The sequence below is a fragment of the Flavonifractor sp. DFI.6.63 genome (genome assembly GCF_024462255.1).
Lineage (GTDB): Bacteria > Bacillota > Clostridia > Oscillospirales > Oscillospiraceae > Lawsonibacter_A > Lawsonibacter_A hominis.
The window spans coordinates 132,120-159,024 of record NZ_JANGBE010000001.1; the positions used below are offsets into that span (position 1 = coordinate 132,120).

General features: G+C 64.2%; 23 protein-coding genes. 14 read left to right on the forward strand and 9 right to left on the reverse strand.

The genetic code is table 11. The features are described from left to right. The first annotated feature begins 13 nt into the window (after positions 1 to 13). Complete coding sequence (gene mnmA, locus NE547_RS00565; RefSeq protein ID WP_256174481.1) at positions 14 to 1,018, forward strand: tRNA 2-thiouridine(34) synthase MnmA; 1,005 nt, start codon at positions 14 to 16, stop codon at positions 1,016 to 1,018. A 25-nt stretch (positions 1,019 to 1,043) separates the two neighbouring features. Here the strand turns inward: mnmA and NE547_RS00570 are convergent, their stop codons facing one another. Next, positions 1,044 to 1,604: a sporulation protein gene (locus NE547_RS00570; protein WP_186908394.1), complete on the reverse strand. Its 561-nt coding sequence runs from the start codon at positions 1,602 to 1,604 to the stop codon at positions 1,044 to 1,046. A gap of 117 nt (positions 1,605 to 1,721) precedes the next feature. Between NE547_RS00570 and NE547_RS00575 the strand changes: the two genes are divergently transcribed. From NE547_RS00575 to NE547_RS00595, 5 genes are all read left to right on the forward strand, one after another. Continuing rightward, entirely contained in the window at positions 1,722 to 2,306 is a 585-nt protein-coding gene (locus tag NE547_RS00575; protein ID WP_186908393.1) for an HD domain-containing protein, read from the forward strand. 5 nt (positions 2,307 to 2,311) lie between these two features. Beyond that, entirely contained in the window at positions 2,312 to 3,688 is a 1,377-nt protein-coding gene (locus NE547_RS00580) for an MATE family efflux transporter (protein WP_256174482.1), read from the forward strand. A 138-nt stretch (positions 3,689 to 3,826) separates the two neighbouring features. Beyond that, positions 3,827 to 4,666: a hypothetical protein gene (locus NE547_RS00585; protein ID WP_186908391.1), complete on the forward strand. Its 840-nt coding sequence runs from the start codon at positions 3,827 to 3,829 to the stop codon at positions 4,664 to 4,666. A 54-nt stretch (positions 4,667 to 4,720) separates the two neighbouring features. Continuing rightward, complete coding sequence (locus NE547_RS00590; RefSeq protein ID WP_186908427.1) at positions 4,721 to 5,212, forward strand: shikimate kinase; 492 nt, start codon at positions 4,721 to 4,723, stop codon at positions 5,210 to 5,212. Between the two features lie 172 nt (positions 5,213 to 5,384). Beyond that, complete coding sequence (locus tag NE547_RS00595) at positions 5,385 to 7,226, forward strand: DEAD/DEAH box helicase (RefSeq protein WP_256174483.1); 1,842 nt, start codon at positions 5,385 to 5,387, stop codon at positions 7,224 to 7,226. A gap of 324 nt (positions 7,227 to 7,550) precedes the next feature. Here NE547_RS00595 and NE547_RS00600 read toward each other — a convergent pair whose 3' ends face one another. The 3 genes from NE547_RS00600 to NE547_RS00610 all read right to left on the reverse strand — a co-directional run bounded on the left by NE547_RS00600 (position 7,551) and on the right by NE547_RS00610 (position 10,005). Beyond that, positions 7,551 to 7,847 (reverse strand): DUF1294 domain-containing protein, encoded by a 297-nt coding sequence (locus NE547_RS00600; protein ID WP_256174484.1) that lies wholly within the window; start codon positions 7,845 to 7,847, stop codon positions 7,551 to 7,553. Next, the gene (locus NE547_RS00605; RefSeq protein ID WP_243204818.1) at positions 7,844 to 8,476 is read right to left on the reverse strand and encodes a hypothetical protein; all 633 of its coding nucleotides are present in this window, start codon (positions 8,474 to 8,476) and stop codon (positions 7,844 to 7,846) included. Before NE547_RS00605 ends, NE547_RS00600 begins: the two co-directional genes overlap by 4 nt. Before the next feature lie 167 nt (positions 8,477 to 8,643). Further along, entirely contained in the window at positions 8,644 to 10,005 is a 1,362-nt protein-coding gene (locus NE547_RS00610; protein WP_186908389.1) for an MATE family efflux transporter, read from the reverse strand. A gap of 320 nt (positions 10,006 to 10,325) precedes the next feature. Here NE547_RS00610 and ychF point away from each other — a divergent pair, with 320 nt between their 5' ends. The 8 genes from ychF (at position 10,326) to NE547_RS00650 (ending at position 19,173) form a co-directional block, all read left to right on the forward strand. Further along, a complete protein-coding gene (gene ychF / locus NE547_RS00615; RefSeq protein ID WP_186908388.1) occupies positions 10,326 to 11,417 on the forward strand; it encodes a redox-regulated ATPase YchF in 1,092 nt (363 codons plus the stop codon). Positions 11,418 to 11,682: 265 nt separating this feature from the next. Further along, complete coding sequence (locus NE547_RS00620; protein ID WP_186908387.1) at positions 11,683 to 12,462, forward strand: IclR family transcriptional regulator; 780 nt, start codon at positions 11,683 to 11,685, stop codon at positions 12,460 to 12,462. Between the two features lie 282 nt (positions 12,463 to 12,744). Beyond that, complete coding sequence (locus NE547_RS00625) at positions 12,745 to 13,890, forward strand: TRAP transporter substrate-binding protein (protein ID WP_256174485.1); 1,146 nt, start codon at positions 12,745 to 12,747, stop codon at positions 13,888 to 13,890. Positions 13,891 to 14,027: 137 nt separating this feature from the next. Continuing rightward, on the forward strand, positions 14,028 to 14,576 hold the full coding sequence (locus tag NE547_RS00630) for a TRAP transporter small permease (protein WP_186908385.1): 549 nt from the start codon (positions 14,028 to 14,030) through the stop codon (positions 14,574 to 14,576). Beyond that, entirely contained in the window at positions 14,573 to 15,898 is a 1,326-nt protein-coding gene (locus NE547_RS00635; protein WP_256174486.1) for a TRAP transporter large permease, read from the forward strand. The genes NE547_RS00630 and NE547_RS00635 overlap by 4 nt, the downstream gene beginning before the upstream one ends. A 37-nt stretch (positions 15,899 to 15,935) precedes the next feature. Then, positions 15,936 to 16,910 (forward strand): D-2-hydroxyacid dehydrogenase, encoded by a 975-nt coding sequence (locus NE547_RS00640; protein WP_256174487.1) that lies wholly within the window; start codon positions 15,936 to 15,938, stop codon positions 16,908 to 16,910. 44 nt (positions 16,911 to 16,954) lie between these two features. After that, on the forward strand, positions 16,955 to 18,151 hold the full coding sequence (locus NE547_RS00645; RefSeq protein WP_256174488.1) for a Xaa-Pro peptidase family protein: 1,197 nt from the start codon (positions 16,955 to 16,957) through the stop codon (positions 18,149 to 18,151). Between the two features lie 23 nt (positions 18,152 to 18,174). Further along, a complete protein-coding gene (locus tag NE547_RS00650; protein ID WP_256174489.1) occupies positions 18,175 to 19,173 on the forward strand; it encodes an amidohydrolase family protein in 999 nt (332 codons plus the stop codon). A gap of 107 nt (positions 19,174 to 19,280) precedes the next feature. Here NE547_RS00650 and asrB read toward each other — a convergent pair whose 3' ends face one another. The 5 genes from asrB to NE547_RS00675 form a co-directional block, all read right to left on the reverse strand. Beyond that, positions 19,281 to 20,069 (reverse strand): anaerobic sulfite reductase subunit AsrB, encoded by a 789-nt coding sequence (gene asrB, locus NE547_RS00655; RefSeq protein WP_186908380.1) that lies wholly within the window; start codon positions 20,067 to 20,069, stop codon positions 19,281 to 19,283. Continuing rightward, on the reverse strand, positions 20,066 to 21,724 hold the full coding sequence (gene asrA, locus NE547_RS00660) for an anaerobic sulfite reductase subunit AsrA (protein WP_256174490.1): 1,659 nt from the start codon (positions 21,722 to 21,724) through the stop codon (positions 20,066 to 20,068). The genes asrB and asrA overlap by 4 nt, the downstream gene beginning before the upstream one ends. Continuing rightward, positions 21,721 to 22,335, reverse strand: coding sequence for a 4Fe-4S dicluster domain-containing protein (locus NE547_RS00665; protein ID WP_256174491.1), 615 nt, complete (start codon positions 22,333 to 22,335; stop codon positions 21,721 to 21,723). The genes asrA and NE547_RS00665 overlap by 4 nt, the downstream gene beginning before the upstream one ends. After that, positions 22,332 to 25,007 carry a molybdopterin-dependent oxidoreductase gene (locus tag NE547_RS00670; RefSeq protein WP_256174492.1) on the reverse strand — a complete coding sequence of 892 codons (2,676 nt, stop codon included), beginning with the start codon at positions 25,005 to 25,007 and terminating at the stop codon, positions 22,332 to 22,334. Before NE547_RS00670 ends, NE547_RS00665 begins: the two co-directional genes overlap by 4 nt. A 404-nt stretch (positions 25,008 to 25,411) precedes the next feature. Further along, complete coding sequence (locus tag NE547_RS00675; RefSeq protein WP_256174493.1) at positions 25,412 to 26,890, reverse strand: DASS family sodium-coupled anion symporter; 1,479 nt, start codon at positions 26,888 to 26,890, stop codon at positions 25,412 to 25,414. Positions 26,891 to 26,905 lie beyond the last annotated feature (15 nt).

The window sequence follows — 26,905 nt, forward strand, 5'->3', positions numbered from 1 at the left end:
GATCGAGGTGCTTATGAAGGAAAAAGTCGTTCTGGGCCTCTCCGGCGGAGTGGACTCCGCCGTGGCGGCCCGGCTTTTGCTGCAGGACTACGAGGTATACTGCCTCTATCTGGACATCGGGCTGGGCGGCTCCGGCGCGGCTGACGCGGCGGCCGTGGCCGCCTCCCTGAATCTGCCCTTTGCCACGGCGGACATCCGGCAGGCCCTGGAGGAGCATGTCTGCGCGCCCTTTACCGCCGACTATCTGGCGGGGCGCACACCCCTTCCCTGCGCCCGGTGCAACCCCGCCGTAAAGTTTCCCGCCCTGCTGGCGCTGGCCGACCGCGTGGGGGCCCGCCTTGTGGCCACGGGGCACTACGCCCGGGCGGAGGGAGGGGTGCTGCGGAAGGGGCGGCCCGCCAACGACCAGTCCTACATGCTGGCCCGGCTGCCCAGAAGCATATTACAGCGCGTTATGTTTCCCCTGGGTGATTACGAAAAGGTCCAGGTACGCTCCCTAGCCCGGGAATTTGGCATCCCGGTGGCGGACAAGCCGGACTCCATGGAGATCTGCTTTATTCCCGACGGGGATTACGCCGCCTGGCTGGACCGGCGGGGAAACACCCCGCCGCCCGGCGACTTTGTCTCCCCCGACGGGACCGTGCTGGGCCGGCACAAGGGCATCCATCACTACACCCTGGGGCAGGGCAGGGGGCTTGGGGTGTCCGGCCCCCACCGCTATTTCGTCTCCGCCATCCGGCCGCAACGCAATCAGGTGGTGCTCTCCGACGGCGGCGACCTGGGCCGCAGGGAACTGCTGTGCACCGCGCCCAACTGGATCGCCGTGGAGGCCCTTACGGCTCCCATGGCGGTCACGGTGCGCCTGCGGCACTCCCGCACCGAGCAGCGCGCCGTGATCCTTCCGGAGGGCGGCTGTGTGCGCGTGCGCATGGATCAGCCCGCCCGCGCCCCCACGCCGGGACAGATGGCCGTGTTTTACGACGCAGACGCCGTCGTGGGCAGCGGCTGGATCGCATAAAGCGGGGCGCCTGCTCCGGGCCCCGTTATCCGAGCATCTCCCACACGCCCAGCAGGATGAGCAGAAGCCCGGAGAGCGGAAGGGCGTATTTGCCCAGCAGCCGCCCCGCCGGCCCCGCGCCCAGGCGGTAGCCCAGGGCCAGGGCGGCCAGCGTGGCCAGGAAGTTTCCCAGGGCCGCCCAGTGGGGGTTCAGGCCGGATACCCCGGCGGCCGCGCCCACCCCGGCGTTGTTGACCGCCAGGGCGGCGGCCAGGCACACGCACTCCCAAAGGGTGGCCGCCCCGCCGCCGGGCTCCCCGCCGCCTCCGGCGCGGCGCAGCCAGTCCAGCACGAACCACAGGCCGATGCCCACCAGCACCACCCCGCCCAGCCGGGCGCCCGCCCGGGCCGTGAGCACCAGCGCGGCGATATCCCCCAGAACCAGGGACAGCCACGTGACCAGGGTCGTTACCGCCGAGAGCACCAGCCGCCGTCCGGCGGAAAGGCGGATCCCCTTGACCCCGTAGCCCATCGCCAGGATCAGTGTGTCCAGATTACAGGCCGCCACGAAAAGCAGTACGGCCAGCCCCGTTCCCAAATGCGCCATCGTCTCACTCCATTCCGCCCATCTTATGCCCGCCCGGCCCGCGCGGTGCGGGGGTGGCCTTTTCCGGCGGGCTGTGGTAGAATAGGGCGCAATGAGTTGCATACGAGGGAGGCCCTTATGAGCGCGAAGGAAACATTCATCCAGATCTACCGGGAGAACATCCGCCGGGACGGAGCGGAGGCCCTGCTGGATTATCTGGAGCACAAAAGCGATTTTTTCACTGCCCCCGCCTCGGCCCGGTTCCACGGCGCCTACGCCGGGGGGCTGTGCGAGCACAGTCTGAACGTCTACCACTGCCTGTGCGCCTATCTGGAACGGGAGCGGGTGCAGGAGCTGTACGCGCTGGAGTACCCGGCGGAATCCGTGGCCGTGGCCGCCCTGCTCCACGACCTGTGCAAGATCGGCTGCTACAAGGCCGGCTCCCGCAACGTGAAGGGGAGCGACGGCAAGTGGCAGAGCGTGCCCACCTTTTTTTACGAGGACACGCTCCCCTACGGCCATGGGGAGAAGAGCGTCTACATCATCTCCGGCTTTTTGAAGCTCACCCGGGAGGAGGCCATGGCCATCCGCTGGCACATGGGTTTTTCCGGGGATGAGGACAAGCGCCTGGTGGGACAGGCCCTGCAGCAGTATCCCCTGGCCTTCGCCCTGTCCCTGGCGGACATGGAGGCTACTTATTTTTTGGAGAAAGACGAGGCGTGACCCCAATGGCAAAGCCAACCAACGACCTGGGCCGGGACCGCGTGGGTACGCTTTTGGTGCGTCTGGCCCTGCCCGCCATCGCCGCGCAGCTCATCAACGCCCTGTACAATATCGTGGACCGGATGTACATCGGCCATATCGAAGGGGTCGGGGATGTGGCGCTCACGGGCCTGGGCGTGTGCTTCCCGGTGCTCATGTTTATCTCCGCCCTATCCGCTCTGGTGGGCATGGGGGGCGGCTCCCGGGCCGCCATCCGCATGGGGGAGGGCAGGGAGGACCTGGCCAATGAGATCCTGGGCAGCTGCGCCGCCCTGCTGGCGGTCATCTCGGCGGCCGTCACCGTGGTGTTCCAGCTGCTCAAGGAGCCCATGCTCCTCCTCTTCGGCGCCAGCGGCAACACCATCGGCTACGCCGCGGACTACCTGGGCGTCTATCTGTGGGGCACCCTGTTCGTGCAGGTCTCCCTGGGGCTGAACAACTTTATCACCACCCAGGGCTTTTCCACCTACTCCATGGCCACGGTGGTCATCGGCGCCGTCACCAACATCGTGCTGGATCCCATTTTCATTTTCGGGTTCGGCATGGGGGTGAAGGGCGCGGCCCTGGCCACCATTCTGGCCCAGGGCGTTTCCGCCCTGTGGGTCCTTTCCTTTCTGCGGGGCAGGCGCACCAGGCTCCGGCTCCAGGCACGCTGCCTGCGCCTGCGCTGGAGCATCCTGGCCCCGGTGGTGGCCATCGGGGTTTCTCCTTTTATCATGCAGTCCACGGAGAGTCTGGTCAACATCGCCCTCAATTCCTCCCTGAAGCATTACGGCGGAGACCTCTATGTGGGGGCCATGACCATCGCAAGCAGCATCATGCAGGTGCTTTGGATGCCCTTTCAGGGGCTGGCCCAGGGGGCGCAGCCCATCATCGGCTACAACTACGGCGCAGGCAGCCTGGACCGGGTGAAACGGTGCTTCTCGCTGATGCTCCGCTTTTCCCTGCTTCTGTCCGTGGCGGGCTGGGCGGCAGTGGAGCTGTTTCCCGGCGTGTTCGTGGCCCTGTTCAATAACAAGCCGGAGCTGGTGGCCCTTACCGTGCGGGTGCTGCGCATCTATATGGCCGGCTTCTTTATGATGGGCCTTCAGAGCGCCTGCCAGCAGACCTTCGTCGCGCTGGGGCAGGCCAGGGTCTCCCTGTTCCTGGCCCTGCTGCGCAAGGTCATCCTGCTCATCCCGCTGATCTATCTGCTGCCCCTCCTGCTGACGGGGAACCAGGTCTTTGCCGTCTACCTGGCCGAGCCGGCGGCCGACCTTCTGGCCGCCACCGCCACCGGCCTGGTCTTCCTGCGGCGCTTTCCCCGCATTCTGGAGGCACGCCGCAAACAGCTTGGGGCTTAGGCCCTGTTTCTTCCCCCGCAAACGCCGGCGGAGCGGTCCTTTTGCGCCGGGCGAAACGGCAGGGCGCGGATGGTTCAACCGGCTCCGGAAGCGGTCCGTCGTCCGCCATGCAAACGGGACCTGAGGAGGGGTGCGGCCATGCCATGCATCATCTGCCGGGACTGCGGCAGACGCTACGATTACGACAAAGACGATTTCTGCCCCAAATGCGGCAGCTTCAACCCCCCGCCGGACAGCGACGCCACCCGGCTGGAGCAGGAGATGCTCGCCCGGTTTCAGACCGGTCAGCAGAATCAGCAGCGCGCCGCACAAAACCGCCCGGGCCGCGGCCATCCTACCCGCGGCAGCATGCCGGAGGCGGGACGCGGGCGGCATGCCGGGCGCATCCGGGACTGCGCCGCCTGTGAGGAGCCGGCCGGGCCGCGCCGGAAGCGCGCCGCCGCTCGGGCCGTTCTGGCGCTGGTTGCCGCGGCGGCGCTGCTGGGGGCATGCCTGGCCCTCTGGCGGACCGCGGGGAGCGGACCGCTTTCCGTCCGTCCGCAGGCGCGGGCCCACGCCCTGTGGGAGACCTTCTCCATCAGCGGCATGGAGGTCACCGTAGAAGACGCCTGGGCGGTGGAAGGCGTGCAGGCGCTCAGCGAGCAGTTTGGCTTCCCACCCCGGTGCGTAGCGGTAGACCTTTGGGTGGAGGGCGGACAGGTCCTGAGGGGCAAGCGCTTTCCCGCCCCTTACCTGATCCTCTCCGACGGGACCACGGTCTGCGCCGTGGACGGGGACCCCGTCCTCTCCCGCAAGCTGAGTGAATACGGGGTGTACGACGTTACCCTGTCCGACGCCCAGTGGGACGACCCCCTGTACGGGCAGCTGGTCTTTTTCCTCCCCGCCGGTGCGGAGGGTCCCGCCGAGCTGGTGCTGGGCGAAGCCACGGCGGACGCCTCCGGGGGCGCCTGCCATACCGTCGCCCTGGAACTGCCCTGACATTTCATCCCCGGAAGGAGCATTCCCTTGAAGGACAACATCACCCTGATCGGCATGCCGGGCTCGGGCAAGAGCACCGTCGGCGTGCTGCTGGCCAAGGCCCTGGGCCTTCCGTTTATCGACACCGACCTGCTCATCCAGCAGCGGGAGGGCCTGCTGCTCCAGGAACTTCTGGACCAGCGGGGCCTGGACGCCTTTCTGGACGCGGAGGAGGCGGCCATCCGTTCCCTGGACTGCCGCGCAAGCGTCATCGCCCCCGGCGGCAGCGCCGTGTGCCGGGAGCGGGCCATGGAACACCTGCGGGCGCTGGGCCGGGTCCTGTACCTGCGGGTGCCCCTGCCGGAGCTGGAACGCCGGATCGACAACATCACCACCCGGGGCATCGCCATGGCTCCCGGCCAGACCCTGGCGGACCTCTACGCCTACCGCGCCCCCTTGTACGAGCGCTTTGCCGGCGCCGCGGTGGATGTGGCCGGAGATACCCTGGAGCAGACGGTGGCCGCGGTGCTGCGGGCGCTGGGCGGGCGTTTCCCGCCGCGCTTGTAATTCTGGAAAAATGTGATATACTACAGGTTGTAGGAATATCGCGTGCGAAACGCCCGCCGGGGCCCCGGCGGGCTTGTTCGTCGTGTGATATGCCGCGTCTGCGCCGCGGCTTCCCGGCAATCCGCCCCCCTGCGCAGGGAGGGTAAATTTAAATGGTAAAGGATTCTGCAACATGACATTCCAGGAACTCGGCCTGAACAAGCCCATCCTGAGGGCGCTGGCCGATCAGGGCTATGAACGCCCTTCCCCCATTCAGGAAAAAGCCATCCCCCCCGCCCTGTCCGGGCGGGACGTACTGGGCTGCGCCCAGACCGGCACCGGAAAAACCTGCGCCTTCGCCGCCCCCATCCTGCAGCGTCTGGCGGCGGGGAAGGCCAGCGGCCGGCCCATCCGGGCCCTCATTCTCACCCCGACCCGGGAGCTGGCCCTCCAGATCCAGGAGAGCTTCGAGGCCTACGGCAAGAACCTGCCGCTGCGCTGCGCCGTTATTTTCGGCGGGGTGGGGCAGGCGCCCCAGGTGGAGCGCCTGAAAAAAGGCGTCGATATCCTGGTCGCCACCCCCGGCCGGCTGGGCGACCTGTACGGGCAGAAGCTGATCGACCTCTCCCGGCTGGAGATCTTCGTGCTGGACGAGGCCGACCGGATGCTGGACATGGGCTTCATCCACGACGTGCGCCGCATCCTGAGCTGGCTGCCCGCCCGAAAGCAGACCCTCTTTTTCTCCGCCACCATGCCCGCCGAGGTGCAGGGTCTGGTGGACTCCCTGCTGAAGGACCCGGTCAAGGTGGCGGTGGACCCCATCTCCTCTCCCGTGGAGGTCATCGACCAAAAGCTCTACTATGTGGACCGCGGCAATAAGACCAAACTTCTTTCCGCGCTCGTCCGGGAGGACGGGGTCAAAAACGCCCTGGTGTTCACCCGCACCAAGCACGGAGCCAACAAAGTGGCGGGCGACCTGGTGAAGGCGGGCATCTCCGCCGCCGCCATTCACGGCAACAAGAGCCAGACCGCCCGGCAGCAGGCCCTGGCGGACTTCAAGTCCGGCGCGGTGCAGGTCCTGGTGGCCACGGATATCGCCGCCCGGGGACTGGACATCGAGGAGCTCTCCCACGTGTTCAACTACAACCTGCCCGACGTACCGGAGACCTACGTGCACCGGATCGGCCGCACCGGCCGGGCGGGCCACGGCGGCACCGCCGTCTCCTTCTGCGACAGCAACGAGCAGGAGGAGCGCAAGGCCATTGAGAAGCTGATCGCCCGTAAGATCCCGGTGGTGGAGGGGCACCCCTGGCCCATGGAGATCCTGGAGCCCCTGCCCCGCGACAAGAAGGGCCGTGTAGTCAATCCCGAGGACGCCGAAGCCCGCGCCGCCGCCAAAGCCCGCCGCCAGGAGCGGGACGCGGCCAACCGGGCGGCCGCCGCAGACCGGAAGGCAAACGCCGCGCCGGCCCGCCCGGCGGACGCGGCCCAGCCCTCCAGGGCCAAGGCGGCACGGCCCGCCAAGGCGGCCGGGCCCCTGGAGCAGACGCCTTCCGCCCAGCGCACCCCCGGTGAGAAAAAGCGCGCCCGGGGCTACCGGGCCAGCGCCACGCTGGAAGAGGCCCTGACCGCCACCGCGCCAAGCCGCCCCGCCGCCGCGGAGGAGTACAGCGACTTTTATAAGCCGGACCCCCTGGCCAGCGATGTGATCCTGGACGCCACCGCGCGGCTTCTGGCCCCGAAAAGCAGCCCGGCCCAGCCCCCCCGCGCAAAGCAGGACAAACAGCGGACCGGGGCCGCGTCCGGCGGTCCAAAACGCCGGGGCGGCAAAACGAAGTCCGGAGGCACGCAGCAGGCCCAGCCGGCGCGGCCGGCCGCCGAGCCCCTGGCCGCGCCCAAGGCGAAGAAAAAGCGTTCCGGCGCCCGGGGGCGCGGCGGCCGGCCGCCGGAGGTCACCCTGCGCACCGGCAGCCAAAAGGATTCCACCGAACAGCCCAGCCTGATGAAGCCCTATTACCTCAGCCGGGACGACTGATCCCCCTGCAAACGTCACGTGGGCCTCCGGCAAAGCCGGAGGCCCACGTCGGTCTGTCAAAGGCCTCCCGCAGGAGGGCCTTGCGGCGTTTCGCCGTCCGAAGACGGCGGTGTAAAATCGAAATCCGCCTTTTCCGGGGCCACAGCCGCACCGGCCTGCGCGAAACAGGCGCCGCCGGCGCAGGTCCTCACGCTGCGGCCTCAGAACGTGGCGTTCCCCGCAAAGGATCGGCCGGTAATTCGGCCGGAAACCGAGGCGAAACTTTCGTGCAGCCTCCCCCCAAACGCGGCCAAGCCCCTTTTTCAACCGGCCGGCGTGCGCCGGTCAGCCCGCCCCGCCGGCGAGGCACCAGAGCAGCAGGGCCGCCTGAAGCAGCAGGATGGCAGGCAGGCCAAACCGAAACTGCCAGTGCCGGGTCTTGTGCCGGAAGGCCCACATCCCCAGAAGCGCGCCGGGAGCGCCCCCCAGCAGTGCCGCCAGGAAAAGGGTGCGCTCCGGCACGCGCCAGTCCCCCCGGCGGGCGCGGCGCTTGTCCGCCCCCATCAGGAGAAAGGCGGCGAGGCTGACGCACAGCACATATCCCGCCGCCCCGATCCAGTGGGCGGCGAGCCACGCCCTCACGGCCGCACCCCCAGGGCGGACACCAGGCCGCCCCGCTTGCGGGTGGTCTCCAGCCAGAGGGCCAGGTCGATCTCCAGCTCCCTGCCGCTGTCCAGGATGACGGCCCGCTCCCCTTCCAGGGCGACGATGGTGACCCAGTGCCACCAGTCCAGGTCCTTCACCTTGCCGTTGTGCAGGTTCAGGAAGGCCACCGGGCACTCCCGCTCCAGGCTGTCCCGCACGAAACGGGCCACCGCGGCATACTCCGGGCGCTTGGTGCGGGCGGCGGGGATCTCCAGCCGGGCAGGGGAGAGCGCGATCCCCCGCGCCCCGGCATAGGCCTCCATGCCCCGCTGCATCAGCTCCGGCTTGTTCAGCCCGTGATGCCGGGGCGTCACATAGTCCCACACCCGGCACATCAGCGCCGTAAACTCCCTCCGGCCGCTCACGTCCCCGGGGCACAGAGGCGCCAGGGCGGCATGGGCGCGGGCCAGGTAGGCAAAGACCACCGCTGCCGCCGTGGGGCCGCAGCCCGCCATGCGCTGCCACCCCTCGGGGAACCACTCCTGATCCGCCCCACGGGTGACCGCGCCGCCGGGGCCGGTGATCTCCAGATATTCGGGATGCTGCAGGGATATGCGCTCGCTCAAAACGGCATCTGCCTTTCTTTGGGAATTCCCCTTTTGCTTATCAGTATAGCAGACCTGTCAAGGCCGAAGCACGACCGCGTTTTGCACGAAATCAGGGATCGTTGACGGCGGCGCTTAGCGTCGGCGGGGCAGTCCTTGTCCAGAGCCGCACCGCTGTGTGCGATCGTTTATTCCGTCCCGTTCCGCGGCTGCAGCCAATGCCCCCAGCGGTAGTAGATCAGCACGGCTGCGGAAGTGACCGCCCAGGTGATGGGATAGCTCAGCTCCACAGCCTCGATGGTGTGATGGGCCGGCACCACGGTAAACAGCCACACCAGCCGCAGCACGCACACGCCGAACACCGAGATGAGCATGGGCACCATGGATCTGCCCGCTCCCCGGATCGCGCCGGGGAGCAGCTCCACCAGGATATACGTGATATAGCAGGGCGCCAGAAAGCGCACCATGGCCACGCCGATCTCCAGCACGTCCGGGTCGGGGGAGAATATGCTCAGGATCGGCCGGGCAAACACGGTCATGGCGGTGCTGAGGAGCACGGTAAAGCCCGCGCTCATGCCTACCGACACCCGCACGCCCTTCTTCAGCCGGTCGTATTGGCCCGCGCCGTAGTTCTGCCCGGCAAAGGTCGTGATGGCCAGGGCCATGGCGTTGATGGACATCCAGAAGATCACGTCCATTTTGCCGTAGGCGGTCCAGGCGGCTACGGCGTCGGTGCCGAAGGAGTTGATCGCAGCCTGGATGACGATGTTGGAGGCGGAGTACATCACCGACTGAAGGGCGGCGGGCACGCCCACCCGCATGGCATCCTTCAGCGGAGCGCCGTACAGCCGCAGCTGCCGGGGGAAAAGCTGATAGGCCTGCCCCTGCGAGCGCATCAGGGAGAGCACCACCAGCACGGCGGAGAGCAGCTGGGAGAGCACCGTGGCCAGGGCCACCCCCAGCACCGCCAGCCCGAAGCCCACCACCAGCACCAGGTCCAGCACGATGTTGCACAGCGAGGCGGCAATCAGGAAATAGAGCGGCCGCCGGGCATCCCCCACCGCCCGGAGCACACCGGTGCCCATATTGTAGACCACATTGGGGATCATGCCCAGAAAGTAGATCCGCTGATAGAGGATGGCGCCGGGCAGCGCTTCCTCAGTGGTCCCCATGGCCCGGAGGGACCAGGGCGTCAGCAGGAAGCCCGCCGCCATAAAAAAGGCGCCCAGCAGCAGGGAGAGGAGCATGGCGGTATGGACGCTCCGAAAGACCTCCGGGCCCCGGCGGGCGCCGTAGTGCTGGGCGATGATGACCACCGCGCCGCTGGCAAGCCCGGTAAAGACGCCCACCGTCAGGTTGACTACCACCCCGGTGGAGCCCACGGCGGCCAAAGCGGTCTTGCCCACAAAACGGCCCACCACGACCGTGTCCACGGTGTTATAGAGCTGCTGAAAAAACGTACCGAACCACAGGGGGAAAAAGAAGGCCAGCAGCTGTTTCCAGATGACCCCCTGGGTGATGTCGCCGCTGTTCTGCCGCAGGATACCCATACGACCTCCTATCCATCGTCATCCGCATCATCAAGCATCGCTCCGCCGCCGCGCGGCGCAGCCAGATAATTCTACACGCTTTGCCCGGGAAATACAAGGGGACGGTCTCATTTTGGCGCCCTCTTGTATTTTTCGCGGGATTCCTATATAATATTGGGGCGAATTTACCCTCAGCGAACAAGGCGCACCGCGTGTTCCGGCTGCGTTTTCAGGCGCGGAACCACCCGACGGCACAGGCCGCGAATCCGGATGGGAGCTCCGCGCGGAACAACGGCGCCGCCCTTTGTCCGCTGAAGGCTGCGAAAGAGGGGCTATACGCCATGAAATTAGGTATCGTGGGCCTGCCCAATGTGGGCAAATCGACCCTGTTCAACGCCATCACCAACGCCGGCGCGGAGAGCGCCAACTACCCCTTCTGCACCATCGACCCCAACGTGGGCGTGGTAGCGGTCCCGGATGCGCGGCTGGACAAGCTCAGCGCAATGTACCACCCGAAAAAGACCACCCCGGCCGTCATCGAGTTTGTGGACATTGCCGGTCTGGTGAAGGGGGCCTCCAAGGGGGAGGGCCTGGGCAACAAGTTTTTGGCCAACATCCGGGAGTGCAGCGCCATCATCCACGTGGTACGCTGTTTTGACGATGAAAACGTCATCCACGTGGAGGGCTCCACCGATCCCCTGCGGGACATCGGCATCATCGACATCGAGCTCATCCTGGCCGACGTGGAGATGGTAGAGCGGCGCATCGACAAGGCCCAGAAAGCCGCAAAGGGCGACAAGCGGTACCTGCACGAGGTGGAGGTGTTCTCCGCATTGAGGGACTGGCTCAACGACGGCAACTCGGCCCGCTCATTTGCCTGCGGCGAGGAGGACGCCGAACTGATCGCCACCTCGGAGCTTCTGTCCCTCAAGCCCATCATCTACGCCGCCAACCTGGATGAGGACGGCTTTGCCGACCACCAGAACAACCCCTACTATCAGCTGGTGGCCGATCTGGCCGCCCGGGAGGGGGCCCAGGTCATTCCCGTGTGCGCCAAGCTGGAGGCGGAGATCGCCGAGCTGGAGCCGGAGGAGAAAAAGGAGTTCCTGGAGGAGCTTGGAATTCCGGAGTCCGGTCTGGACCGGCTCATTCGCGCCAGCTACGCCCTGCTGGGGCTGATCTCCTTCCTCACCTCCGGCGAGGACGAGTGCCGTGCCTGGACCATTACCCGGGGCACCAAGGCCCCGCAGGCCGCGGGCAAGATCCACACCGACTTCGAGCGCGGCTTCATCCGGGCGGAGGTCATCGCTTTTGACGATCTGACGGCCTGCGGCACCATGTCCGCGGCCAAGGAAAAGGGGCTCGTGCGCTCCGAGGGCAAGGAGTACGTCATGAAGGACGGCGATATCGTCCTCTTCCGCTTCAACGTCTGACCGCCCTTTTCCGGCGGCTCCCGCGCATGATCCCGCCATACGGAATCCCGGGACGAAACGCGCCCACGGGATTCCACGCCTGCCGGGCGGCTTCGCCCGGGCGTCCGCTCTTTCTTTGCCCTTGGAGCCGTTTGGCTCGTTTGGATTGACAAGAGGGGCGAACTATGGTAAAAAATATATGGTGAATTTCAATAATTGAATTTATATGCCAGGTTGAGCCGAATTTGTCCGCGCTCCGGCAGCACTTGTGTAATGGAGGATCCGAATGGCTGAAAAGGTGACGCGGACCAATCAATCCGCAGATAAGATATTTGACGTGGTGGAGACCATGGTGCGCAACGGCGCGCCCATGCGCCTCAACGATATCGCAAAGCTGAGCGGGATCCCGCAGAGCACCGCTTTCCGCATGATCAATGCCCTGCGGGAGCGTGGATATGTGATCCAGGATGAAAATTCGGCCAAATACACCCTTTCCCTGAAATTTTCCCTGATCGGGGACATGGTGCGGGCCAAATTCGATCTGCGCGACCTGGTACACCCCTATATGCTGAACATCGCCGCCAGCTGCGACGGGATCTGCTACCTGGCCATCCCGCAGCAGCAGGAACTGGTCTACATCGACATGGTGAGCCCTCCCGGCTCGGTGCTGACGCGGATGCCCTTTATCGGCAAGCATGTGCCCCTGCACTGCGGCGGAAACGGGATCATCATCCTGTCCGGCTATTCCGATGCCCAGCTGGAGGAATACCTCCGCCAGGCCAGTTACGACAAACCCTCCCCCAAGACGGTGACCGATCCGGAGAGCATCCGGGCAAAGGTGAAGGAGGTCCAGCAGCTGGGGTACAGCTTCTGTACCGAGCAACTGGAGAGCGGGAACGGCAGTATTGCCGTCGGACTGCGCAACCATCTGGGCCAGATCATCGCCGGGCTGAGTGTAGGCGGCCCCATCGAGCGCCTGACGGACGAATATGTCCGTCACGCCCTGCCTCATCTCCGGCATGCCGCGGAAGAGATCTCCGCGCAGTTGGCATACAAAGCCCTCTGATACGAGGTCATATTATCCCAGCCAAGCGGCCGGCGCAGTACTGCGCCGGCAGCTTTCGTCATCTTTGGGCGCTGTATCTCCAAATTAGATCCCATGTTTTTGAGAATCCCATCCGTTTTACTTAATGCACAAATTTTAACTCGACATTTTATACAAAAACTCGATTTTATTTTTTATTTAAAAAACTATATTGACCAAATCTAAAATTAGTGCTAAATATATGGCATAGATATTCAATAATTGAAATTGAATATCAACCAATATTCTTGAGGAGGAGTACCAATGAAAAAGACGATTGCTCTATTGCTGGCGCTTGTCATGTCCCTGTCCCTCGCGGCCTGCGGCGGCGGAAGCGGAAGTGGAAGCGCAGCTCCGTCGCCCTCGCCCGCATCAGAACCCGAGTCCTCCGATACGCTGACCAACGTGGGTGACATCGAGTCCGGCGCACAGGGCGAAGCGGCCCTGGACTTTGGCGATTACACGCCCGAGAACCCCCTGACCATCAAGCTGGCCACCCCCCAGAGCAACGAAAAGAGCCATCTGAACGTGCTGGCCAACGCCTTTAAGGAGCGGGTGGAGACCTGGACCGACGGCGCCGTCATCGTGGACCTCTACATGGGCTCCATGGGCTCCGACCGTGAGATCGTGGATCAGGTCATCGCCGGTACCCTGGAGATGGGCGTGAACAATACCGCTATCATGGCCAACTACAACCGTCTCTTCGACGTGCTGGACCTGGCCTACCTCATCAAGGATTACGACGACGTTTACGATGTGATGGCCTCCGACGTATGGGCGGACATGCTGGGCGAGTTCTCCAGCACCGGCGCCAGCCTGCTGGCCCTGCAGTGCATCGGCTTCCGCACCATCTGCACCACGGAGAATGCCGGCCCCGTCCATAACATGTCCGAGCTGGCCGGAAAGACCATCCGCATCACCGAAGGCCCCATCTTCCTGGACGACTACAATGCCTGGGGCGCCGCGCCCGTGTCTATGAGCGCCAGCGAGATCATGCCCGCCCTCCAGAACGGCACCATCGACGGCGTGGACCACGTGCCCGTGACCCTGTACACCGGCAACGGCCAGGGCGAATACATCAAGTATGTGGCCGTGACCAACCAGGCCGCCCACTTCAATGGCCTGGACATCAACAACAAGTTTTATGAGGGCCTGCCCGCGGACCTCCAGGCCCTCATCCAGAAGGCCGCCTCCGAGGCCGCCGAGTTCCGCACCCAGGCCCTGCAGGCGGACAACGAGACCTATGTCCAGAAGCTTACCGATGAATACGGCATCACCTTCTACTACCCCACCGAGGAGGAGATTGCACAGCTGCAGGAGGCGGTGCAGCCCGTCTACGAAAACTTCGTCTCCACCCACGAGTTCGGCAGCTACGCCGCCGCCATCGCCGAGATCTGCGCCGCCAACTGAGCGCGCGGCCCGGTACTCACCCATTGAACAAAACGTAACGTGCGGGATAGCAGCCTGGACAGTGCGGGTGTGCTGTTCGGGCTGCCATCCCCCTTTATGGGGCGGTAAGCGTATTTTTCAACAGAGGGGTATCTGCTATGAAAGCTATGAAAACAATCACCGGTGTGCTGCTGAAGGTTTTGGATGTGCTCTCCATCGTCCTGATGGTGGGAATGGTGGTCTTTCTGCTGATCCAGCTTGTGGCGCGGGCCGTGTTTACCCACGGTTTTTCCTGGACGGAAGAGTCCGCCAAGATCTGTCTGATCATGCTGGCCTATGTGGGTGCGTCTATGACCTCCGTTAACGGCGTGCATGTGAACATCACCATTCTGAACGACGCCCTGCACAGCGCCAGGGGCCGCAAGGTCCTGTTCGTGCTCCAGCAGCTGCTGGCGATGGTGTTCCTGGTGCTGGTGTTCGTATTCAGCTTCCCGGCGCTGGAGATCGCCAGCAAATCCGTCACCACCAACACGCACATCAATAACGCCATCATTTACTCCATCATCCCCATCTCCTGCGTCATCATGTTTTTCGGCCATCTGGCCAAGATTGTCCGCCAGTTTGCCTCCGCTGAGTATGTGGCCATCGTGGACGAGGACCGCCAGGAGGGGAAACCGGAACGCAAAGAGGAGGACGGCGACAAATGAATTCGATTCTCGTATTTCTGGTGGTATTGGTCGTTCTGCTGCTCATCGGCGCGCCCGTGGCCACCTCCTTCGGCCTGAGCTCGATCGTCTATATCCTGATGCAGAGCGTCCCCCTCTCCATTGTGGCCCAGCGCATGATCTCATCGGTGGATTCCCTGACCATCATGTGCGTGCCTCTGTTCATCCTGGCCGGCGAGCTTATGGGCGCCGGCGGCATTGCCAAGCGCCTGGTGCGGGTCATTAATCTGATCTTCGGCAACGTTACGGGCGGCCTGGCCCTGGTCACCGTGGTGGTGTGCGCCTTCTTCGCCGCGCTGACCGGATCCGCCATGGCCTGCTCGGTCGCCATCGGCTCCATCATGCTGCCCTATATGCTGGACGCGGGCTATGACCGTAGGTTCTCCGCCGCCATCATCGCCTCCGCCGCCTGTCTGGGCCCCATCATCCCGCCCAGCACCTCCCTGATCGTCTACGGCGCCACCGCTCAGGTGTCCATCGCCAAGCTCTATCAGGCCGGCCTGCCCTCCGGCCTGATCATCGGCGCCGCTCTGGTGCTGGTGGCCCTGTGGGGCTGCCGCAGGCACGGCTACAAGGGCCTGCCCAAGACCTACGGCCTCAACGAGCTGAAGGGCTTCGAGCACATCCAGCCCGGGGACAGGCTGACCGGCAGGCAGATCCTGCGGATCGTCGTGGACGCCATTCCCGCCATCATCGCCCCCGTCATTATCCTGGGCTCCATGTTCTGCGGCATCGCCACCCCCACCGAGTCCGCCGTGGTGGCCGTGGTCTACTCCTTCATCGTGGGCGTGTTCGTCTACCGGGAGTATGAGATCCGCGACGTGATCAAAGTTCTGCGCAAGACCTGCAAGGGAACCTCCACCGTGCTCTGGATCATGTGCTGCGCGGGGCTGTTCTCCTGGGTGCTCACCTATTCCAAGATCCCCGACAAGGTGGTCGCCAGCCTGGCGCCGGTGGCCGAAACGATGGGCTCCTGGGTGGTCATGCTGCTGGTCATCGTCATCGTACTGATCATGGGGTGTTTTATGGGTACCTCCCCGATCATCCTCATCGTGGTGCCCCTGTTCCAGAGCCTGTTCGTGAAGCTGGGCTACAACATGGTGCACTGGGGCACCGTCATTTCCATCGCCTGCTGTATCGGTATGATCACGCCGCCCTTCGGCAACGTCCTGTTTACCACCATGGCGGTCACGGACACCAAGCTGCATGAGCTGGCGGGCGCCGCGGCGCGCTATATCGTCGCCATGGTCGTGGGACTGCTGCTGATCGCATACATCCCCGCGCTGATCATGTGGGCGGTCTGACGCCGCGGCACAAAACAGGAGAGAGAAGGGAAGCAGAATGGACGTCATCGTTATGCACGCCAACAGCGAAAAAATGCCCCTGAAGATCCGGGCGTGCCATCTGGAGCAGATGCACCGGCACGCGGATCATGTATACTACTTTAAAAACGAGGAAGAGCTGCTCGCCAGCGGCGCTGATGCGGAGGTGCTCTTCGCCTGGGGCGGGACCGGCAAGCAGCCCGAGACCTTCTGCCGGCAGTCCCGCCGCCTGAAATGGTTCAACTCCTTCTCCGCCGGGGTCAACCCGCTGATGGAATGCGGCATCAAGGACCTGGACATCATCATTACCAATGCCGCCGGCATCCATGGCAAGCCCATGGGCGTCACCACCATGGGCTATGTGATCTCCTACCTGCGCAAATTCCCGCTGATGCTGGAGAATCAGAAAAAGCACATCCGGCAGAAGCCGGATGCGCTGCCCGAAGAGCCGGAGGGGAAGACGCTGGGCATCGTGGGCGCGGGAGCCATCGGCTCCGAGGTGGCCAAGTACGCCAAGGCCCTGGGCTTCCGGGTCATCGGCGTCAAGCGCAGGGCGGTGCCGTTGGAGCACTATGACCGGGTCTACTCCAACCAAGACCTGGACCTGGCACTGGGCCAGATGGACTTCGTAGTGATCCTGACCCCCCTGACGCAGGAGACCCGCGGCCTGTTCGATGCCGGCCGTCTCGCCGCCTGCAAGCCGGGCGCGTACCTCATCAATATTGCCCGGGGTCCGGTGGTGGAGACCGCCGCCCTGATCCAGGCGCTCCGGAGCGGGCATCTGGGCGGCTGCGCCCTGGACGCCATCGACGAGGCCGACCTCCCCGCGGACAGCCCGCTCTGGGACATGCCCAACGTATTCCTCACGCCCCAGTATTCCGCCACCAGCCCCCTGTATGTGGACCGGGCGGTGGAACAGTTCCTGGAAAACCTGGACAACTTCCGGGCCGGCCGGCCGCTGTTCAACGTGATCGACGTGGCCTCCCTGCGCTGAACGGCCGGGCGCAGATCGGCCCAATGGAAAGGAGCGCCAACGACATGCCGGAATGGAACCTGGCGGGCCCGCGCTATAAGTATCCCGTCTCCAGCGCGGAGCTGGAGCGCCGCCTGTCGGCGGTACAGGCCGCCATGCGGGACAAGGGCCTGGACTGCTGCATTGCCCAGACCCAGAGCACCATTTTTGACAGCATCACCCGTTATCTGACGGATTCCGCCGCCAATCCCTACAGCACTACCCTGCTCATTCCCGCCCAGGGCGGGCTGGTCCTGATCAACCACGGGGTGGAAATGGACCCCGCGCCGATCCCTCCCACCCTGCGCAACGTGGAAAAACTCATCCGCAAGCCCTACTGCCAGCCCTTCGGCTGCACCGACGGGATGATCGGCGCCGTGCTCTCCCGTGAGATCCGCTCCCGCGGTTTTCGGCGCATCGGCGTGATCCTCCGGCAGCTGATGAGCGCGGATACGCTGGAGGGGGTCCGGGAAGGCGTACCCGGCTGCGAGCTGGTGGATTTCACGGCGGAATTCAGCCGCATCAAAGCGGTCAAAAGTCCGGAAGAGTGGGCGCTGATCGACCGCTGTCTGCGCGCCCATGAGCAGCTCATGGCCATGGTCCCGGCGCTGCTGCGGCCGGGGCGCATGGAGTATGAGGTGCTGGCCGATCTGGAGCACGCCTCCCGCTACCTGTGCTGCGACTGGCTGGGCAACGTGGCTGTGGGCTCCGCCCCCGGCGGCGGCGGCGTCCCCTTCCACCAGAACCCGGCCGCCAACCGCCGCATCGAACGGGGAGACGGCGTCACCGTGATGATCGAGGTGTCCGGCCCCGGCGGGATCTATGGGGAGCTGGCCCGCACCTTCTGTCTGGGCGAGCCCGCCCCCGCCCTGCTGGAGCTGTACGAGACCGCCAGGGACGTACAGCATGCCGTGGCGGCGGCGGCCCGGCCCGGAGTCACGGGCCGGGCGCTGAACGAGGTGTTCGACGACTTTGTCACCGCCCGGGGGATCGCAAAAAACGGCCGCTTTGCAGGCCACGGCCAGGGCTACGATATGATGGAAGCCCCCGTCATCTGCCCCCAGGAGGAGATGGCGCTGGAGGAGGGCATGTTCCTGGCCATCCACCCGGAACTGATGCGGGACGGACAGTTCGCCATCTGCTGTGACAACTTCCGCGTCGCCGCCGGCGGCGCCGAACGGCTCACCCGCACGGAACAGAGGATATTTGCCCTGGAATTTTAACGACACCAAATTGAGGGGATAACATGACGAACCGAATTGATTTTGAAGCACACTATTACTTTCCGGAGCTGATGGATTATTTCTCCACCCGGACCGATTATCCCATGTATGACCGCGCGACCAGGACCTTCCGCCGCAGCGACGATTTTACCCTCCGCCATCCCTACCGTCTCACCCACCTGGAGGAGTCCCTGGACGAGCGGATCCGGATCATGGACGCCCACGGCGTCCGCATGCAGGTGCTCAGCGTCTCCTCCGGCATCGACTTTCTGTCTCCGGAGGAGAGCGTGGAATGGTGCCGGAAGGCCAACGATTACCTCTACGAGGGGATGCGGAAGTATCCCGGCCGCTTCCAGGGCTTTGCCGCCCTGCCGGTGGCGGATCTCGACGCCTCCCTTCAGGAGCTGGAGCGGTGCATGAAGGAGCTTGGCTTTCTGGGCTGGCTGGTCGATTCCAACTTCGGCGCCTCCCATATTGACGACGACTGCTACTTCCCGCTGCTGAAGAAGCTGGCGGACTATCACGGCGCGCTGTACATCCACCCCACCCAGCCCATCGACGAGCGGATGAAGGGCCTGGGCCCCCAACTGGCCGCCGCCCCCTTCGGCTTCGGCATCGACGTGTCGGTAGACCTGATGCGCATGATCTGCAAAGGCATCTTTGACCGTCTGCCCACACTGAAGGTCCTCATCGGCCATATGGGGGAAATTTTCCCCTATACCATGCGGCGCATGAATGAAAAGATCCGCGGCTACCACAGCATCGCGCCCGCCGTCAACCGGCAGCTGCCGGAATATTACTTCCGTCACAACATCTGGGTCACCACCAGCGGCGATTTCTGCCCCAGCGCCCTGCGCTGTGCCGTGGACGTGCTGGGGCTCGACCGGATCCTGTTTGGGACCGACTACCCCTATGAGTATCCCGAGGCGGTGGACGAGTTCTTTGACGCAGTGCCGATGAGCAAAAACGACCTGGATCAGATCTTTTTCGGCAACGCTCAGGCCATTTTCCCCCAAATCTGAACACATCGCCCGGTAAAAGAGGCCGCCGGGCGGGTGGCCCCCTTCCCGTCCGATCCTTTTTTGCATAAAAACGCCCCGCGCCTTCCGAGAAGGCGCGGGGCGTTTCTTCAGTCAAACAGGTCTTTGGCCTTGGTGTAATTGAATACCGGTCCCTCCAGGCACACATAGGTCTCGTTGATCTTGCAGTGCCCGCATTTGCCCACGGCGCAGGACATCTTGCGTTCAAAGGAGACCCAGATCTTTTCTTCCGGCACGCCGGCGCTGCGGCATGCCAGCGCGGCAAAGTGCATCATCACCGGCGGGCCCACGATGACCACGTTATAATCCGCAAAGCGCGCAAAGGGGATGGCGGGGATATGAGCGGTGACCATGCCCGTTTGAAAGCCGGGCGCCTGCATGGTATCCAGCGTGGCCACCGTATGGAACCGGCCCTTGAACTTCTCCAGCTCCTCGGTAAACAGGACGCAGTCCAGGTCCTTGAATCCGGCGATCAGATGGACGGAGCGGCACACCTCCGGGTGGTCGTAAAAGTGATTGAGCAAGGTCTTCACTGGAGCCATGCCGGTGCCGCCGCAGATCACCACCAGATCTTTTCCCTCAAACTCCTCCACCGGGAAGGAATTTCCATAAGGCCCCCGCATGAAAAGCAGGTCTCCCGCGCCCAGACCGAAGATCCCCTCTGTGAGACGGCCCACCTTTCGGATGGTGAATTCCACCCAGCCTTCCCCCTTGCCGCTGACGGAAATGGGAGCCTCGCCCACCTTGGGGATGGAGAGCTGAAAAAACTGGCCGTGGCGGGTCTCGCCCTCGTAGGCCACCCGGAAGGTATATTCCGCGCGGGTCTCCTTGACGACCTTCAGGATCTTATGGGGCGCGGGCAGCATGATGTTGTTCATTTGTGTTCCGCCTCCTGTTCCAGGGCCTGTGTAAAGCCGCAGACCGCGTCGTAGAACGAGATGTCCTTCGGACAGCGCCGGTCGCACCGGCCGCAGCCCACGCACATGTGCTCTTCGCCGCCGAAGCGGGCCTTGTAATCGTAGACCTTGTGGAGCACCTTGAAGCGCATATTGGCTCCCGGCGTACTCCGGGCCCGGTGCCCCCCGGCCGTGGCGGTAAAGTCACGGAGCATGCAGGAGGACCACACCCGCCGCCGCTCGCCGTCCCGGCTGGTCTCGTTGTAGATCACATCCACCGTGTCGAAGCAGGAGCAGGTGGGGCAGACGGTGTTGCACCCGCCGCAGCCGATGCACTGCTCGTCATACCGCTTCCAGAAGTCCAGGCCGCTGGCGGTCTTCAGCGTCTCCCGGTCGGGGATGACGGGCAGGCGGGCGGCACGCCGGTTCTCCTCCACAAAGCCCGGGGTATACGCGCAGGCGTCGGCCCCCTCAAAATAGGGTGCGAAGGCCGGGTCCTTCACCTGTACCAGCGCGCCGCCCTCCTCCAGGCGCAGGGCCAGACTGTAGTCCTCGGTCCGGTTGCTGCCCATGCTGACGCAGAAGCAGGTATCCCAGCCGCCGCCGCACTCCAGCAGGAGGAAGCGTACCTTTTCCCGCAGGCGCCGGTAATAGACGTCCTGCTCCCCGCCGTTCCCCAAAAAGATCTGGTCCAGCCGCCGGACGGCGTTGATGTCGCAGGGCCGGGCAAAGATCAGGATCTCACGCTGGTCGGAGAGCACGCTCTCCCGGCACGCATCGTCCTGAAAGTACAGCATGGTCTGGTTGACGGGGTAGAAGATCTCCTTGGCGGAAAAATCGGAGGGCGCGTCGGTAACGATCTCAGCCGCCGAGCGGATGGGGGCGTAGCGCACCAAATCGCTCCCCGCCCTGGCGCCCCGGCCGGGAAAGCGTTTGGGGGCGTAGATGCGGTACTCTTTCCCCAGCGCCTCCAGGATCCGGTCCAGCGCCGGGGTGCTGACGCGGCAGCTGAACGGGGACGGCGCGTTCTCCTCCGCCTGCAGAAGGCCCTCCTCCAGCTTCAGCCAGCCCAGGGTCAGCTGGGCCACGCAGCGGTAGAACCCGGTCCCGGCGCAGCGCTGCAGATCCGCGCAGAAGGCCGGGACCCAGGTCAGCAGGTGCTCCTCCAGGAAGGCGCGCTGCTCCGCGCGTTCGGCCCCCTCCCGGCACAAAAGGGCCATATAGGCCAGCTCATAGGCGATGTGGTCCTCCATCAGCTCGGAGGAATCTGTGTCGATGCGTACTCCGTGGGCGGCATAGAGGGACTTTACCCGCTCCCACGCGTCCTGCATCACCAGCCGCTTGGGGCTGGTGTACACCGATTCGTAGGGAAAGGCCGCGCAGCCCTCGGCGCTGCCGGCCCCCAGGAATACCCGGGCAAAATCCACGGCCAGCGCGTCCAGCGCGTCCTCTGTGCCGGCGCTCAGCCAGCGCTCCAGGGCGCGGTAGCCCGCCTCCAGCTCCGGCTGGGGGCAGTTTTGGGGAAAGGTCATGCCGCGCAGCCGCTCCAGCAGGGGGGCGTCCACCTCCTGCCGGTACAGGCGGGAGAGCAGGCGGTACAGCCCTTCCCGGGCGGCGTTCAGCTCAGGATGTGTCATCCGTTGCGCCCTCCTTTCGCAGTTTCCAGCTCCTGGGGCAGCGCGTCCACCCACTTGTCCCGGCGCAGGATGTAGCGGATGGACGGTCCGTTGCCAAGGTCCCGCAGGGAATGGACCTTCTCCGCCGGGACGGAAGCGAGCAGGCGTGAGACCTCGCTTTCGGGGTCGTCCAGGTCTCCGAAGCGCAGGGCCCCGCCGGCGCAGTTGCGCACGCAGGCCGGCAGCTCCCCCTGCGCCCGGGCGGCGATGCAGGTGTCGCACTTGTCCATAACCCGCAGCTCCTGATTAAACGTATTGGCCTGGTAGGGGCAGGCCTCCCCGCAGCTGCGGCAGCCAATGCACTGCTCCCGGTCGATGAGCACCACGCCCTCCTCCCGGTTCTGCCAGCAGGCCCCGGTGGGACAGACCTGTACGCAGGGCGGGTCGGCACACTGCTGGCACGGGGTGGGCAGGAAATACATCTGCACGTCGGGATAGCTCCCCATGGGGCCTACCGTGCGCACCAGCGTGCGGTTGGCCCCCAGCGCCACGCCGTTCTCCTGCTTGCAGGCCACCTGGCACCCCTTGCAGCCAATGCAGCGGTCCAGGTCGATCACAAAACCATGTTTCATACGCGCACCTCCGGAGTCGGTTCGGTGGGCTGCGGCAGCCAGGGCTTGAAGTCCTCCGGCTTGAGCCACACGCCCTCCGGCGGGCCCTCCGCCTTGGTGACCTTTACCAGAAAGCCCCGCAGGGTATAGGTGCCCACCACGTCGTTGAAGGGGGCGTCGGCCTTGGTGAGCATGTTCACGTTCATCTCCCGCCAGCCGTGGGTGGGAGTGTTCAGCTTCTCCGGGTTCCAGAAGCGCTCCATGCACACCGTGCCCGGGTTGATGCCCTCGGTGACCCGGGCGATGGCCTGGGTCCTGCCCCGCTGGGACGCCACCCAGACCCAGTCTCCGTCGGCCACGCCGCACTGCCCTGCCGCCGTGGGGTGGATCCACAGCTCGGGGGCCGGATAGATCTCCCGCAGCCATGGGATGTTGCGCAGCGTACCGTGGTGGTAAAAGGGCACCCGCCCGCTGGTGAGCACCAGGGGGTACTCCTTGGCCAGCTCCGTGCTGGCGATGGGGCTTTCATAGGGCTCAAAGTAATAGGGGAGGGGATCGTAGTCCCTGGACGCGGGGGGCAGCTCATACAGGCTGAAGGGCTTGCCCGTGCGGCTGAGCGTGATCATGCTCTCCAGGTACAGCTCCAGCTTTTTGGAGGGCGTGGCGAAGCCCCCGGGCTTGCCGGTCTTGGGATCGTTCTGCCGGTAGACGTAGTAGGAGCGCCACTGGTCCCGGGGCAGGTACTCAAAGGGCGCCTTTTCCTTGAACTGCTTCCAGGTCAGGCCGATGCGGGAGGTAAAGTGGGTAAAAAATTCGTCCATGCTGTCCCAGTAGGCCAGATCCTTCCCCATAAACTCCGGATCGAAGGCCAGCCGGCAGCGCTCATGGCCCAGCTCGGCGCACTTTTTCGCCAGCCGGGACCAGAACAGCGTCTCGTCCATGGTCTCCCACAGGTGGGTCGCCGCCTGACGGGCGAAAAGTTTGTTGCAGGTCTCCACCATCATGTCGGTCTCCAGCCACTCCTCGGCGGGCAGGAGCACGTCGGCATAGGCGGAGAAGGAGGTGGGCGTGGTGTACATGTGGACGATCAGGTCCATGTTCTCAATGGCGGGCAGCCAGCTCTGGCTGTCGGCCACCGCGCCCAGCTTATTGCCGGAACGGTCGATCCACGCCTTGACCGGGTAGGGCTTGCCGGTGATCATGGCGTCCCGGATGCTGGAGGGATGCCCCGCAAACCAGATGTGCAGGCCCTTGTGCTCGTTGGCGCCCAGGCGCTTTTTCAGCTGTTCCTCGGGCAGCATCCGGGCGGCGATGGGCACCGGGTAGTTGGGCATATCGAACAGCCCGCTGGTGCGGAAGCGCTGGAGCAGCGCGCCGGGACGCTCCACATTGCCCATGAGCAGGTCGATGGTGGCCGCCGCCATGGCCGCCTGGACGGAGTTGGCGCCCTGGTCGGTGGCCACTCCGATGGCCAGGCCGCTGGGGCTGTTGTCGGTGAAGAGCCGGATGGCCCGTTCGATCCGCTCTGCGTCCAGCCAGCACAGCTCGGCCGCCTTCTCCAGGGTATACGCCTGCACCCGCTCCCACAAAAGCTGGAAGCCGGTCTTGCAGCGCCGTCCGTCTACGGTGAACGTCCCCTCCAGCGCGGGGTCCAGGGCGTCGTCCCAGGGATAGGGCAGGGGGCGGGGACCGGCCGTCTTCTGATCCCAGACCACAAACGTGTCGGGCTCATCCGGGTCCTGGCTCTTCTCCGCCCGGAGGAGCATCTTGCTCTCCACGTCCACCAGATAGGGCAGGTTGGTCCACTTGCGCACAAAGTCCCGGTCAAAGAGCTTATGCTCCAGGATGTACCGGATCCAGGCGAGCATCAGGGCCACGTCGCTGCCCGGCCGGATGGGCAGCCACACGTCGGACTTGGCGGCGTCCGGGGTCATGCGGGGGTCGACGACCACGGTCTTGACCCCCTTGGCCCGCAGGTCGCTGACCATGCCGCCGCCGCTGGCGGGGCAGGAGTAGGAGGGGGCCGTCCCCCAGAGCACCAGGGTCTTGATGGGGGTCTCGTCGGGGAAGTAGAGCTCCAGCGCGTTGGAATCGGCAATGCTGGGATCCACCCCGCCGTACATCATGGTGTAGGCCAGCACCCGGGGCAGATAGCACTGGGCGCAGCCCGGCTCGAACCAGTTGGGGGTTCCGAAGATGTTGCAGAAGCGGGCGATGCTCCAGATCTCCGGGTTGCCGCCGCCGCCGGTGGAGCAGGCCACCGCCTCCGCTCCGTACTGCTCCCGCACCTTCATCAGGCCCTTTGCGATGTACTCCAGCGCCTCGTCCCAGGAGGCGCGGCGCCACTTGTTTTCCCCCCGCTCACCCGCGCGGATGAGCGGATACTTGTTGCGGTTGGGGTGATAGAGGGCCTGGATGCCCGACAGGCCCTTGGCGCACATGCGCCCCTTGCTCATAGGATCCTCCGGGTTGCCCTGGAGCTTGACCACCCGGCCGTTGCGCACCGTGGCCAGCACGCCGCAGTTGGCGATGCAGGCCCGGCAGCAGGTCTTGACGATCCTGGTCTCGTCCGCCCCGGCCCGGCCCTCTCCCTCCAGCGCCGCAAACGCCGGCGTGTCGTCCTGTGCCGGGCATAGGCCCCCGATCCCGGCGGCAGCCAGAAATTCCGCCTGGCTGAATGTGTTTGCCTGCATAGTCCCCTCCTGTTTCCTTCGGCCGGCGGCTGCGCCGCCAACCGGCATTCCCTTGGTATACCAAAAGTATGCCATAGGGACGTACAAAAAGCAAGCCCTGTTTTTTGTTTTGATCCCCTTGTACGCTACAAAACGAACCGCCCTCGGGCGGCCCGCTGTGGGCCGCCCGGGGGCGGTTTTAAGGACCAGGCGTGGTATGACGAAAAAACCGGATCAAGCGTGTCTGCAGTGGGAAGGACCGTTTCTTTGTCTGTTGTGGTTTTATCGCTTTCCCTGTGTCAAAAAAGGTGATCAACAAAGACATATACTGCGCCTCGCTTCATTTGTTCCTGCGGAAGGGGGCCATCCGGCGGAGGGTTTCTTTCCCGTTTAACGGCAAAGCCGCCCTCAGAATGCCAGTATAGTCAGAACAGGCTGGTCAGCGGCATGGAAATCAGGTACATGGCCACTGGAAGAAGAATAATGGTACAAACCTTTAAGATCAAGCCGGCGCGCACCATGTCTTTAATTTCAATATAACCGGTGCCGAACGCCAGGGCATTGGGCGGTGTCCCGGTAGGCATCATCCAGGCGCAGCCCGCACCCAATGTGACCACAAACATCATCAGGAAGGGGTTGAAGCCCAAGGTGACCGCCAAGCCGTAAATCATGGGCAGGAATGCTACCGCCACCACCAGGTTGGTGCACACTTCGGTCAGCAGCATGACGATGGTTCCCAGTACCAGCAGCATAACGATGGTAGGCATACTGCTGAGGAAACCCATACCGTCGGCGATCCACTCGGCAATGCCGGTCTTGGACATAAGCTGCCCCATGCACGTAGCCCCGCCCAGCAGCAAAAATGTATTCCACGAAATTCCGTTGATCGCCGTCTTAATATCCAGGAGAAATACGCCGCTTTTCAGGTCTACCGGAATCACAAAGAGAATCAGTCCCATAATGACGGCCACCGTCTCGTCGGTCACCAGCGGAAACAGGGCGCTGATGGTATACTTGCGAGTCATAAACGTCAGCATTGCCAGGATAAAGATGACCAAAACCATTTTTTCACCCCGACTCATGGGGCCCAGCGCGCTCAGTTCGTCATCAATAACGCTGCTGTCTCCGACCTTCGTTTCTTTTACCTTAAACAGTTTGCACAGAATTAGCCAAATTACCGGCATCAGTACAATGGTAACGGGTAAGCCGATCTTCAGCCACTCAAAGAAGGTGACCTCCTGTCCGGAGAGTTCCTGCATCAGGGCCACACCGGACACATTGGTACCCGATCCGATCAGGGTGGCCAGGCCCCCGGCGGATGCACCGTATGGAATGGCCAACACAAGCGCCTTGGCCATTCCGTCCTGCATGGTAAGACCAAGCTGCATTACTAGGGCTGCGGCCAGCGGCAACATCATGGCGGTGGCGGTTGTATTGGAGATCCACATGGAGATGACCGTAGTGGCCAGCAAAAATCCCAAGATAATGCGGGTAGGCTTGCCACCCACCAATTTGACTACATGCAGCGCAATACGTTTATGCAGGCCCCACTTGACAATACACGCTGAGAACATAAAAATACCCAAGCACATCATGACAGAGGGATCTGCATAACTGGTGTACAAATTGATATCCAGTTCGGTAACCTTTTTTCCTGCTATCCCCAAAATCGGGCACAAGACCAACGGCAGCAAAGCGGTCATGCCGATGGGGATCGCCTCGGTGACCCACCAAACCACCATCAGCGCCACCAAGGCCAACACACTCTGCCCGACGCGGGGCAGTCCAGGAAGGGACGGGATCAGCAAAATAACCGCAAAGACAAGAATGCCGAGAAACAGGCCGATCAGCTTATAGCGGGGATAGGCAGCCTTTTGATCCGGAGGGGTCTGTAGCTGTGACATTGAGATCATACCTCC

Coding starts and splice junctions, on each gene's coding strand:
- NE547_RS00670 (WP_256174492.1), bottom strand. CDS start 25,007: ATGCAGGCAAACACATTCAGCCAGGCGGAATTTCTGGCTGCCGCCGGG.
- NE547_RS00570 (WP_186908394.1), bottom strand. CDS start 1,604: ATGGCGCATTTGGGAACGGGGCTGGCCGTACTGCTTTTCGTGGCGGCC.
- mnmA (WP_256174481.1), top strand. CDS start 14: ATGAAGGAAAAAGTCGTTCTGGGCCTCTCCGGCGGAGTGGACTCCGCC.
- NE547_RS00665 (WP_256174491.1), bottom strand. CDS start 22,335: ATGAAACATGGTTTTGTGATCGACCTGGACCGCTGCATTGGCTGCAAG.
- NE547_RS00610 (WP_186908389.1), bottom strand. CDS start 10,005: ATGGGTATCCTGCGGCAGAACAGCGGCGACATCACCCAGGGGGTCATC.
- NE547_RS00620 (WP_186908387.1), top strand. CDS start 11,683: ATGGCTGAAAAGGTGACGCGGACCAATCAATCCGCAGATAAGATATTT.
- NE547_RS00580 (WP_256174482.1), top strand. CDS start 2,312: ATGGCAAAGCCAACCAACGACCTGGGCCGGGACCGCGTGGGTACGCTT.
- asrB (WP_186908380.1), bottom strand. CDS start 20,069: ATGAACAACATCATGCTGCCCGCGCCCCATAAGATCCTGAAGGTCGTC.
- NE547_RS00635 (WP_256174486.1), top strand. CDS start 14,573: ATGAATTCGATTCTCGTATTTCTGGTGGTATTGGTCGTTCTGCTGCTC.
- asrA (WP_256174490.1), bottom strand. CDS start 21,724: ATGACACATCCTGAGCTGAACGCCGCCCGGGAAGGGCTGTACCGCCTG.
- NE547_RS00645 (WP_256174488.1), top strand. CDS start 16,955: ATGCCGGAATGGAACCTGGCGGGCCCGCGCTATAAGTATCCCGTCTCC.
- NE547_RS00575 (WP_186908393.1), top strand. CDS start 1,722: ATGAGCGCGAAGGAAACATTCATCCAGATCTACCGGGAGAACATCCGC.
- ychF (WP_186908388.1), top strand. CDS start 10,326: ATGAAATTAGGTATCGTGGGCCTGCCCAATGTGGGCAAATCGACCCTG.
- NE547_RS00650 (WP_256174489.1), top strand. CDS start 18,175: ATGACGAACCGAATTGATTTTGAAGCACACTATTACTTTCCGGAGCTG.
- NE547_RS00640 (WP_256174487.1), top strand. CDS start 15,936: ATGGACGTCATCGTTATGCACGCCAACAGCGAAAAAATGCCCCTGAAG.
- NE547_RS00630 (WP_186908385.1), top strand. CDS start 14,028: ATGAAAGCTATGAAAACAATCACCGGTGTGCTGCTGAAGGTTTTGGAT.
- NE547_RS00675 (WP_256174493.1), bottom strand. CDS start 26,890: ATGTCACAGCTACAGACCCCTCCGGATCAAAAGGCTGCCTATCCCCGC.
- NE547_RS00590 (WP_186908427.1), top strand. CDS start 4,721: ATGCCGGGCTCGGGCAAGAGCACCGTCGGCGTGCTGCTGGCCAAGGCC.
- NE547_RS00595 (WP_256174483.1), top strand. CDS start 5,385: ATGACATTCCAGGAACTCGGCCTGAACAAGCCCATCCTGAGGGCGCTG.
- NE547_RS00585 (WP_186908391.1), top strand. CDS start 3,827: ATGCCATGCATCATCTGCCGGGACTGCGGCAGACGCTACGATTACGAC.
- NE547_RS00625 (WP_256174485.1), top strand. CDS start 12,745: ATGAAAAAGACGATTGCTCTATTGCTGGCGCTTGTCATGTCCCTGTCC.